The organism is Streptomyces sp. NPDC001393 (genome assembly GCF_053597455.1).
On record NZ_JBSFIH010000057.1, the window covers coordinates 45,748 to 55,167 of the forward strand.

The 9,420-nt window shown below is 72.5% G+C and carries 10 protein-coding genes; 3 read left to right on the forward strand and 7 right to left on the reverse strand.

The window, feature by feature from the left end:
* The first annotated feature begins 364 nt into the window (after positions 1 to 364).
* The gene (locus ACWC2T_RS37860; protein ID WP_450674868.1) at positions 365 to 1,354 is read left to right on the forward strand and encodes an aldo/keto reductase; all 990 of its coding nucleotides are present in this window, start codon (positions 365 to 367) and stop codon (positions 1,352 to 1,354) included.
* Positions 1,355 to 1,618: 264 nt separating this feature from the next.
* Here ACWC2T_RS37860 and ACWC2T_RS37865 read toward each other — a convergent pair whose 3' ends face one another.
* The 3 genes from ACWC2T_RS37865 to ACWC2T_RS37875 are packed head-to-tail and all read right to left on the reverse strand — an operon-like array spanning position 1,619 to position 3,341.
* The gene (locus tag ACWC2T_RS37865; protein WP_450674869.1) at positions 1,619 to 2,362 is read right to left on the reverse strand and encodes a metallophosphoesterase family protein; all 744 of its coding nucleotides are present in this window, start codon (positions 2,360 to 2,362) and stop codon (positions 1,619 to 1,621) included.
* Positions 2,359 to 2,637 (reverse strand): hypothetical protein, encoded by a 279-nt coding sequence (locus ACWC2T_RS37870; RefSeq protein ID WP_450674870.1) that lies wholly within the window; start codon positions 2,635 to 2,637, stop codon positions 2,359 to 2,361. Before ACWC2T_RS37870 ends, ACWC2T_RS37865 begins: the two co-directional genes overlap by 4 nt.
* Positions 2,634 to 3,341, reverse strand: coding sequence for a hypothetical protein (locus ACWC2T_RS37875; RefSeq protein WP_450674871.1), 708 nt, complete (start codon positions 3,339 to 3,341; stop codon positions 2,634 to 2,636). The genes ACWC2T_RS37870 and ACWC2T_RS37875 overlap by 4 nt, the downstream gene beginning before the upstream one ends.
* Positions 3,342 to 3,582: 241 nt before the next feature.
* Between ACWC2T_RS37875 and ACWC2T_RS37880 the strand changes: the two genes are divergently transcribed.
* Positions 3,583 to 4,737: a PP2C family protein-serine/threonine phosphatase gene (locus ACWC2T_RS37880; protein WP_450674872.1), complete on the forward strand. Its 1,155-nt coding sequence runs from the start codon at positions 3,583 to 3,585 to the stop codon at positions 4,735 to 4,737.
* A gap of 153 nt (positions 4,738 to 4,890) precedes the next feature.
* Here ACWC2T_RS37880 and ACWC2T_RS37885 read toward each other — a convergent pair whose 3' ends face one another.
* The 4 genes from ACWC2T_RS37885 to ACWC2T_RS37900 form a co-directional block, all read right to left on the reverse strand.
* A complete protein-coding gene (locus ACWC2T_RS37885; RefSeq protein WP_450674873.1) occupies positions 4,891 to 5,391 on the reverse strand; it encodes a hypothetical protein in 501 nt (166 codons plus the stop codon).
* Positions 5,392 to 5,568: 177 nt separating this feature from the next.
* Complete coding sequence (locus ACWC2T_RS37890) at positions 5,569 to 5,751, reverse strand: hypothetical protein (RefSeq protein WP_450674874.1); 183 nt, start codon at positions 5,749 to 5,751, stop codon at positions 5,569 to 5,571.
* A gap of 138 nt (positions 5,752 to 5,889) precedes the next feature.
* Positions 5,890 to 6,705, reverse strand: coding sequence for an SAM-dependent methyltransferase (locus ACWC2T_RS37895; RefSeq protein WP_450674875.1), 816 nt, complete (start codon positions 6,703 to 6,705; stop codon positions 5,890 to 5,892).
* A gap of 63 nt (positions 6,706 to 6,768) precedes the next feature.
* Positions 6,769 to 7,644: a helix-turn-helix domain-containing protein gene (locus ACWC2T_RS37900; protein WP_450674876.1), complete on the reverse strand. Its 876-nt coding sequence runs from the start codon at positions 7,642 to 7,644 to the stop codon at positions 6,769 to 6,771.
* A 905-nt stretch (positions 7,645 to 8,549) separates the two neighbouring features.
* Here ACWC2T_RS37900 and ACWC2T_RS37905 point away from each other — a divergent pair.
* Positions 8,550 to 9,278: an ATP-binding protein gene (locus tag ACWC2T_RS37905; RefSeq protein ID WP_450674877.1), complete on the forward strand. Its 729-nt coding sequence runs from the start codon at positions 8,550 to 8,552 to the stop codon at positions 9,276 to 9,278.
* Positions 9,279 to 9,420: the final 142 nt, after the last annotated feature.

Genomic DNA, 9,420 nt, shown 5'->3' on the forward strand with positions numbered 1-9,420 from the left:
CGCTGTCGTTCCGACATGCGCCCGGTCCCTCCCCCGGTGTGGGTCTCTGTGGTGGTGAGACCCGATCGGTGACAGTTCAGCGAGCCATGAGGTGATCGTCAAGATCCTTTACGGACACGTGGGGGTGTGGGAAGACCCACAGACCGACAGCGGCGGATTCCGGGCCCGAGAGGCAACCTTCGCCCCCTCGGATCCGTCCTCCCCTGTAGGCCCCTTCCCGCGCCCCCCGCACGGCGTTCGACGCCGTCGTGAACCTTTCCGCCTGGATTCCCGGCCCGGCCCGGAGCGTTGCTTGACTTGGAGAGCGCTCCAACTCGTAGCGTCGGAACGACCTTCGAATGCGCGGGAAAGGCTGGGATTTCACATGCACAAGCGCAGTCTGCGGGACCTCCAGGTATCGGCCATCGGCCTCGGATGCATGGGCATGTCCGCCTTCTACGGCTCCGCCGACCAGGAGGAGGGCATCGCGACCATCCGGCGGGCCCTGGAGCTGGGAGTGAACTTCCTCGACACCGCCCAGGTGTACGGCCCGCTGACCAACGAGTCGCTGGTCGGCGAGGCGATCCGGGGGCACCGCGACGAGTACGTGATCGCGACCAAGTTCAACTACCGGATGGACGACGCCGTACCGGGCGACATGAGCACGATCGGCCGGCAGGACGGCTCCGCCGAGCACGTGCGAGAGTCGGTCCACGGCTCGCTGCAGCGGCTGGGCACCGACCACATCGACCTGTACTACCAGCACCGGGTCGACCCGAACGTGCCCATCGAGGAGACGGTCGGCGCGCTGGGCGGGCTGGTCGCCGAGGGCAAGGTCCGGCACATCGGGCTGAGCGAGGCGAGCGCGGAGACCATCCGGCGGGCGCACGCGGTGCACCCGATCACCGCCGTGCAGAGCGAGTACTCGCTGTGGACCCGGGACGTGGAGGCCGAGGTGCTGCCGGCCTGCCGTGAGCTCGGCATCGGCTTCGTGCCGTACTCCCCGCTCGGGCGCGGCTTCCTCGCCGGCCGCTTCACCTCGCCGGACGAATTGGACGAGAACGACTTCCGGCGCAACAACCCGCGCTTCACGGACGCCAACCTGGAGGCGAACCTGCGGCTGGCGGCGAAGGTGAAGGAGATCGCCGCCGAGAAGGACGTGACCCCGGCCCAGCTGGCCATCGCCTGGGTGCTGGCCCAGGGCGAGGACCTGGTGCCGATCCCGGGCACGAAGCGGCGCAGCTACCTGGAGCAGAACGCCGCCGCGGCCGGCATCGAGCTCACCAAGGAGGACCTGGCCCGCATCGACGCGGAGCTGCCTGCGGCGGCGGGTGAGCGGTACGACGAGGCGGGGATGCGAGCCGTCAACCGCTAGCGCCGCCGAGGGGTGCCGGGAACTGCCGTCCGGCGTCTGCGGGTTCGTCGGGGCTGGCCGCGCCCACGCGGCGGGAGGAGCAGGGGCGTGTAGCAGACGTGGAGGCGACCCCCACCGGACCGTGGGACCGTGGGACGAGCACGTCGGCCCGGGGTTTCAGGCCCCCGGTTCCCGGCCTGTGCGGCCGCACTATCGCTGACCCGCCGGGTGGCACTGAGCACGGCAGCCTGAGTGATCGGTCGGCTCTCGCCGCTGTGACTGTGCCTACTCCTGCTCCTGCTCGTGGTGGGTCGGCAGGTTGTACACGTGGAAGGCCTGGCCGATGACCGGCTGGGCCACGTTCCGCACGCGGACGCCGCCGCTGGTCATACCGTGCTCGGTGCCGGCGTGGGCGTGCCCGTGCACGGCGAGGTCGGCGCCGGCGGTGTCGATGGCCTCCGCGAGCAGATAGCTGCCGAGGAACGGGTAGATCTCCGGCGGCTCCCCGGCCAGGGTGTCCGGTACGGGCGAGAAGTGGGTCAGGGCGATCCGCACGTCGCAGTTCCAGTCGGCCAGGTCCTTGAGCGCGTTGTGCAGGCCGTCGGCGCACCGGCGGCTGTAGCGGACGAACTCCTTCATGAGGGGTTCGCCGAACTCCCCGGCACAGCGTCCTACGAATCCTCCGCCGAAGCCCTTGGTCCCGGCGACCCCGATCCGGGCCTCGCCCGCGCTGACGACGGCGGCCTGCCCCTCCAGGACATGCGCGCCGGCGTCCCGCAGGGCCGCGGCCACTTCTTCGGGCCGTTCGTCGTGGTGGTCGTGGTTGCCCAGGACGGCGACGACGGGCACCCCCAGGTCCTTGATCTCCCGTGCGACGACCGCGGCCTCCTCCGTCGTGCCGTGCCGGGTGAGGTCGCCGGCGAGCAGCAGGACGTCGGCATGCTCGGGCAGCGTCTCGAAGGAGGGACGCAGCGTGCCCTGGCTCTCGGGGCCCATGTGGATGTCCCCGACGGCCGCGACGCGGATCATGTCAGGTCCTCTCCGTGGTCGGGCGAGGAGGTCCCGGCGACGAGGATGTCGCAGTGGACGGGATGCCCCGCCAGTTCCTCCCGGGCCATGTGGCAGATGTCGTCCCGGCACTGGCTGGACGGCACGGTGCCGGTCAGCAGGATGGCGTCGCCGCGCAGTTCCAGCCGTACGCCGAGTTCTCCGAGGTCCCCGGTGACCAGGCGCTCGGCGAGGTGGGCGACGCGGTAGTCCAGGTTGCCGGCCGCCGGCGGGGGCGGCGGGCTCGTGTCGGTCATGGCTGCCCCTCCTGGGGGTCGATCACGTTCAGCCGTTCGAGGAGGAAGAGGAAGGCCGCCGGCATGGGCTGGTCGCCGCAGGCCGCCCGGAGCGCGTGCCAGTCGACCTTCTCGCGGACGGCGCGGGCCACCGGCAGGACGGCGCCGAAATCGCAGTAGTGCTCCGAGAAGGCGCTGATCAGGCTGTGGATCAGGTCGGTCGGAGAGAGGACGGGCATCAGCACCGAGTCGACCGGCAGGACATGGGCGCGGTCGAGCATGTCCTCGGTGACGGGCTGGTGCGCGAGGGCGAAGATGATGTCGATGTTCTGGCCGCGGCAGGTGGTCTTCAGCAGCCAGTCCTCGGGCGGGGTCCGGACGGGGAGGCCGGCCTCGCACAGCGTGGCGGCCACCGCCTCGGCGTCGTCGGGCAGCACGCAGAAGTCGGCGTCGTGCTGGAGGTAGCGGCTGCCGCCGTGGGCGTAGACGGCCACGCTGCCGGCGAGCGCGAAGCGGTGGCCTGCGCGTTTGAGCAGCGCGCCGATCTCCTTGGTGGCCTCCAGGATCGCCTGGCTGCGGTCCTGCGGCAGGTCCGGCTGTCCCGGAGCGGGCACGTCCGGCTGCCCGGATGCGGCCGCGACGGGCCGGTCCGGTCCGTCCCCGGCGAGGCGGAGCTCGGTGACCTCCGGTCGCCGGAGTGGGGCGCCCTCCCCGTTGTGCGACATGGCATCTCCGTTCGAGAGCCCCGGCACCCCCGGGTCGGCCGGTTCGGACCCGGGGGTCGTACGGGTACCCGGCGCGACCGCACCGACACGGCGTACGGCCGGGCCGTTCGCGGCGCCCGCTGCCGCGCCGCGCGCGATCAGCACGCCCCGGCCGTGCCCCGTACCCCTCACCGGGTGCCGTGCCGACGGCCTGTGGCGGCACTGACGTGCGTCACGTCCGGGCCTGGCGCACGCTGGAGGGATGAAGCCCTGGTCAAGGGCGGCGGGTTCACAGCAGCCGTGGCAGTCGGTACACGCTCTGCTGCTGCTCCCGGTGCTGCTCATCGTGGTGATCACGGTGGTGGACGTGCAGGCCCCCACCAGCGTCCACCTCGGCCCTGCCCTCGTGATCGCGCCCGCCATCACCCCTTCGTTCGCCGGGCCCCGGACCACGGCCGCCATCGGAGGGCTGGCCCTGGCCGCCCAGGTCCTCATCGGTGTGACGCACGGCGGGCTCGGCACCATGAACCACATCGTGCAGATCATCACGCTCGCGGTGCTGACCCTGCTGTTGGTGCTCTACAGCGCCCTGCGCGAGCGCCGGCAGGCCCAGCTGGCGCAGGTCCGCACGGTCGCCGAGGCCGCACAGCACGTATTGATGTGGCCGCTGCCCGAGCAGATCGGCCCGCTGCGGATCGCCTCGCTGTATCTGGCGGCGGAGGACGAGGCGCAGATCGGCGGCGACCTGTACGCGGTGACCCGGTGCGACAGCGCGGTACGGGTCCTGATCGGGGACGTGCGCGGCAAGGGCCTGTCCGCCATCGGCGAGGCCGCGCTGCTGCTCGGCGCGTTCCGGGAGAGCGCGCACCGGCACATCGCGCTCGCCGAGCTGGCCACCGTGCTGGAGCAGAGTGTCACCCGTTACGCGGCTGACCTGGATCCGCCGGAGGAGGCCGGCGAGCGGTTCGCCACCGCCCTGCTGGTGGAGATACCGGACCGGGATCCGGTGACCCGGATGACCAGCTGCGGCCATCCTCCACCACTGCTGTTGAGCCCCGGCCACGCCGTCACCGTGCCGAGCCTGCACCCCTCCCCGCCGCTCGGGGTGCACGGCAGCACCGAACACACGCTGGACGTGTTCTCCTTCGAGCCGGGTGACACCCTGCTCCTGTACACCGACGGCGTGGTGGAGGCCCGGGACGCCCGCGGCCGGTTCTATCCGCTCACGGAGCGGGTCGCGCTGTGGACCGACGACGCCCCCGAGGCGCTGATGCACCATGTGCGGCGCGATCTGCTCGCCCATGCGGGCGGCCGACTGGGCGACGACGCCGCGCTCATCGCCCTGCACCGCACGGCCGTCGACCGACGCCGCCACCACGGCCGGACCGCCGGCTCGGACACCCTCCAGCGCGGGTGAAGGCGATCGGCCGGGCGGCACGCCACCGTCCCCGGTCTGACCACGTACGGCAGATCAGGGCCGACCGTGGCATGGCTCTGCCCCGGCACCGGCCGGCACGGCAGGCGTGAGCCCCGCCCCGAGTGGGGCGGGGCGGGGCCGCACGCCCCCCGGTCAGCGGACCGACCTGAGGTCGGTGATCTTCAGGGTCTGCAGGTCGGACTGGACGTCGATCCGGCTGACCTCGGCGTGCGGCCCGTCACCCCAGGTGAGCGTGACCCGGCTGGTCGCGTGGCCGGCGCCGGAACCGGTGTAGGTCACCTTCCACTTCACCGGCACGTCCTGCGCGAAGAGGATGCCGTCCGCGTGCTCCTTCTTCTCGAAGGCGGCGACTTTCTTCTGTGCGGCGGCGGCAAGGTAGAAGGCACGCAGCGCCTTGGCGGCGTCACCGGCGGACCTGTCGTCGGTGGACCAGACGGCGTCTATGTAGGCGCCGTAGAAGTCGGCCACGTGCTGGGTGACGTTGCGCGGGTCGCCCTGGGCGGAGGTCACCGCGGAGGCACGGGTGGTGCGGCTCGCGCCGGCGCCCGCGAGGGCGGGCGTCACGGCGGCCAGGGTGAGGCCGCCGGTGAGGGCGACGGCGGTGACGAGGGTCTTGCGACTGCGGACGGACATAGGTCTCATTCCCCCGTTTCGGTACGACCGGGCTAATCCCGGCCGTCGACGGCCCTTAAGACCTCATTTCCCTCGCACCGGTTCCGCTTTCTCTCGGCTTTTTCCCACTCCCTTCCCGGAATATGAGGCAGCCGGATGGTTGTGCCGAATTCCGGTCGTGTTTCCGCGTCCTTTCGGTCATTCCGCCTCGGTCGGCCGGCGGGCGTGCGGTCCCTCGACGAGCCCGGCGAGGTTGTCGAGAGCCATCCGGGTGCCGGCCGGGACCCGCCGGGCCGCGAGCGCGTCGGCGTCGTCCAGGGCCCGGTGGGCGCCGCGCGGGGACGCCTGCACACGCCGGGAGACTCGGGTGGCGGCGTACACGGCTCACGCCACCGGGTGGGGGGAGCCGCCCGGCCCGCCGTACGAAAAGGGGCGGGGCCGGGGTCCGGGAGGTGGGTGCGGACCCCGGCCCCTGGTCTGTGGGGGCCTGCTGGTGGCCGGACCGGGCCGGCCGTCCCGTCAGGGCTTGCGGGCGACCGCGCCGTACATCGCGATGTCCTCGTCGCGGATGTTCTGCTCGCCGCTGCCGTCCGGATGCCATTTGTGGACCTGGACGATGCCCGGTTCGACCAGTTGCAGCCCCTCGAAGAACTCATGGGCCTCGTCGAGGGTGCGCAGCCGCATCGGCATGCTGCGGGCCGCGTACTCGCGGGCGACCCGGCCCACCTCCTCGGGCGCGAACTCGGCGGTGCCGATGGACATCGCCAGGTAACTGCCGGACGGCAGCGGTTCGAGCAGCCGCCGTACGACACCGACCGCGTCGTCCTCGTCGAGCATGAAGTGGACGATGGCGATGACGGTGAGCGCGACGGGCCGGTCCAGGTCCAGGGTCTCGCGCAGTTCCGGGGCGTCCAGGATGGCTGCAGGGTCGCGGAAGTCGGCCTCGATGTAGGAGGTACGGCCCTCGGGCGCACTGGCCAGCAGGCCCTGGGAGAGGGTGAGGACGATCGGGTCGTTGTCGACATAGACCACCCGGGACGCGGGGGCCACGGCCTGGGCGATCTCGTGCAGGTTGGGCGAGGTCGGGATGCCGGTGCCGATGTCCAGGAACTGGCGCATGCCCGCCTCCTCGGCGAGCCAGCGCACGGCGCGGTTCATCCAGTCGCGGTTGGCGCGCATGTGGACCGGGAGCGCGGGCCACTCCCGGGACATGGCGTCACCGGCCTCCTGGTCGGCGGGGTAGTAGTCCTTGCCGCCGAGAATGTAGTCGTAGATGCGGGCGGAGTGGGCGTTCTCGGTGTCGATGCGGTCGGCCGGCCATCCGTTGTCGGGCAACGCCGTGTCTCCCATTCGGGTCGGGGGGTGGGGGCTTGCGTACGAATACGAACAGGTGGGTGTTCACAGCTCCCTGCGGATCGCGCCGAGCAGGGCCTCGGTCTTCCGGGCCGGCGCGGCCTGGGCGCCGAGCCGGTCCAGCGCCTCCCGGTACACCACGACGTCGTCGGCCTTGTCGAGGTAGACGGCCCCGACCAGGCCGTTGAGGTACACGATGTCGGGCAGTTCGCGGGCCCTGAACCGGAAGAGATGGTAGGCGCCCGCCCGCATCGCCGGGTGGGGGCCGTTGGCGAACGGCATGAGCTGCAGGGTCACATGGGGCAGCCGGTTCACCTCGATCAGGTGGCCGATCTGCGCCCGCATCACCTCCGGTCCGCCGACCGGCCAGCGCAGCACCGTCTCGTCCATCACCACCCACACGTGCGGCGGCGCCTCGCGGGCCAGGAGTTCCTGGCGGCGCAGGCGCAGCGCGACCCGGCGCTCGGTGGCCTCGGCGGAGGCGTGCGGACTGTCCGCGCCGAGCAGGGCGCGGGCATAGTCCTCGGTCTGCAGCAGGCCGTGCACGAACTGGTTCTCGTACGCCCGGATCTGCAACGCCGCCTGTTCCAGGCTGAGATACGCGGCGAACCAGTCGGGCATCACATCGCGGTAGGTGTGCCACCAGCCGCGCTTGTTGGCCTCGCGCACGGACTTCAGGAAGGTGTCGATCTCGTCCTGGTCGGCGACGCCGTAGACCTGGAGCAGCTTCTCGGCGTCCGCGAGCCGCAGCCGGGCCACCTTGGCGGCCTCCATGCGGCGGATGGTGGAGTGGCTGACGCCGATGGCGGCGCCCGCCTCTGCGTAGCTGAGGCCGGCCCTGGTGCGCAGTTCCTCCAGCTGCCGGCCGAGGATCATGCGCAGGACGGAGGGGGCGCCGCCCCAGTCGGTCTCCGCGGTCACGCCCCACACCCCCTCACCAGGTCACAGGGACACCGTCGCACACGGTCGCTCACCTGGAGCCATTCGATCACGTTCCGGCCGGAGCAGCATGCACTTCGCCACTTGCAAATTTCAACTTGCCGGTTGCGGAGCGTTCTTGGCGGGTGCGACAGTGGACTCACTGCTCCGGCCGACCCAAGGAGCGGGCGGCGCGGCCGGGTTGGGGGAGACCGGGCCGCACCAAGGCCTCGTGGGAGGCCTGTCGTCCGCTGCGCGGGCGGCCGGCCCGACACCGCTACCCCCACGCGAGGCCGGACGAAAGGCGCACGGCGATGGCTCCGCCCTCCCTCTCCGCACCGCTCCACAACCCATCCGAGCACCGGAGCCCCGCCCAACCATCCCTGCCGCCCGGTACGTTGCGCCTGCCGGCGGTACCCCACCAGAACCGCCCGGCCTCATACCCCGCTCCCGTCCAGCCCCCACGCCGGACACCGAACGCCGCAAGCCGGTCGGACCGGGCTCCCGACAGCGCGCGGCGGTCACAGCCGACCCCGGACATTGCGGACGAGTCACAGCCGGCCCCGAACAAGGCGGACCGGTCCCTGCCGGCCCCGGACAACGCCGGTCGATCACACCTGGCTCCGGAAATCCCGCCCCAGCCACACCCGACGCCGGGCAGCGCGGAACAACCGCACCCGGCTCCGCACCGCGTGAGCCGGTTCCACAGGGGTCCGGACAACGCGGACCCCGCACGCCCGACCCCGCACAGCCCAGGCCGGTCGGACCGGGCTCCCGACAGCGCAAATCAGCCAACCCTGATCCTGGATCATGCGGACCACCCGCACCCGGCTCCGGACAGCGCGGAACGGCGAGGCGGGTGGGCGGTCGCCGCCGACGGACCGCGCCGTCAGGCGGAAAGGGCGGACATGCCGGAGCGGGCCTCGGGGGGCACCGAGGACGACCCGCACCCCTCCGCTGAGGCCGCGGAAGACCGCCCTCACTCCGCGTCGGGAGACGCCGAGGACTGCTCACGGCGCGCGTCGGAGGACACCGACGACTTACCACAGCGCGCCTGCGAGGACACCGGGGAGCGCTCGCTGCCCGCCCCGGAGGCCCTGCATCATGCGCGCCGACCGCCGGTCGCAGCCGGCGTCCTGAGACCACCCGGAGGCGGGCGCCTCGGTCGACTCCCTGGGCCCCTCGGCCCCGACCGGCTCGCCTCCGGGGACTCGCTTCTCCCGCTTCCCCCCTGCGCCGCCGCGTTCGAGCTGCCCGGGCAGCCGGCGGCCGTCGGCACGGCCCGGCGTGTCGTCGAGGACCTGCTGACCGCCTGGGGTGTGCCGGACGGCCCCCTGTCCGACGCGCTCCTGGTGACCTCGGAGCTGGTCACGAACGCCCTCGTGCACGCGGCCGGTGAACGGATCGCCTGCCGGCTGCACGGCACGGCGGACCGGATACGGATCGAGGTCGAGGACCAGGACGGCGGCCCCACGCTGCCCGCGGCGCGCTGCCCGGCGCCCGACGAGCAGCACGGCCGCGGGCTCTTCCTGGTCGACGCGCTGAGCCGCGACTGGGGCGTGACGCCGGTGTCCGGCCGGCCCGCCCGGGTCGTCTGGGCGGAGCTGCCGTCCGGCCACGACCGACACCAGGACTGACAACAGGCCCGCCCCCCACCCCCCACCCCCCGCCGACGCCGCGCCCCACGGCACGACCGCCCCCCGCGCGCGCCGCCCCCCCCCCTCCGCAGGCCATGGTCCGTCATACGACGACCGCTCACGCTCTCGACATCGAGGTCGC

Coding starts and splice junctions, on each gene's coding strand:
- ACWC2T_RS37875 (WP_450674871.1), bottom strand. CDS start 3,341: ATGTCGCACAACGGGGAGGGCGCCCCACTCCGGCGACCGGAGGTCACC.
- ACWC2T_RS37870 (WP_450674870.1), bottom strand. CDS start 2,637: ATGACCGACACGAGCCCGCCGCCCCCGCCGGCGGCCGGCAACCTGGAC.
- ACWC2T_RS37905 (WP_450674877.1), top strand. CDS start 8,550: ATGCCGGAGCGGGCCTCGGGGGGCACCGAGGACGACCCGCACCCCTCC.
- ACWC2T_RS37885 (WP_450674873.1), bottom strand. CDS start 5,391: ATGTCCGTCCGCAGTCGCAAGACCCTCGTCACCGCCGTCGCCCTCACC.
- ACWC2T_RS37860 (WP_450674868.1), top strand. CDS start 365: ATGCACAAGCGCAGTCTGCGGGACCTCCAGGTATCGGCCATCGGCCTC.
- ACWC2T_RS37880 (WP_450674872.1), top strand. CDS start 3,583: ATGAAGCCCTGGTCAAGGGCGGCGGGTTCACAGCAGCCGTGGCAGTCG.
- ACWC2T_RS37865 (WP_450674869.1), bottom strand. CDS start 2,362: ATGATCCGCGTCGCGGCCGTCGGGGACATCCACATGGGCCCCGAGAGC.